Source organism: Achromobacter sp. SIMBA_011 (assembly GCF_046535435.1).
GTDB classification, from domain to species: Bacteria; Pseudomonadota; Gammaproteobacteria; order Burkholderiales; family Burkholderiaceae_B; genus Achromobacter; species Achromobacter dolens.
Genome location: NZ_JAWRWN010001062.1, coordinates 1 through 244 on the forward strand (window position 1 = coordinate 1; position 244 = coordinate 244).

Consider the following 244-nt stretch of genomic DNA (forward strand, 5'->3'; position numbering starts at 1 on the left):
TCAAGCGGCAGGGACTGGCCTTTTTTGTACTCCCCTTTACCGACAGCAATCGCCGTTTTGAACATGAACACGTTTGATGATTCGTGAAGCGCTTTTTCGATATCTACGGGACCTAAATTCGTCCATGATTTTTTCGGGTTTTTACTTCCCTTGAAATACATAGGTTCATCCTGAAAAACGGTGTTCAAATTAATCGCGCCCGTCTGCAGTCCGGTCAACACCGTCGCTCCTTTGACCGCCGATC

Annotated in this window: 1 protein-coding gene; it reads right to left on the reverse strand. The window is 47.1% G+C overall.

All coding sequences use genetic code 11. The features are described 5' to 3' along the window. The coding region (locus tag SB816_RS34275) for a penicillin-binding transpeptidase domain-containing protein (RefSeq protein WP_410548532.1) at positions 1–244 on the reverse strand (244 nt) is incomplete at both ends.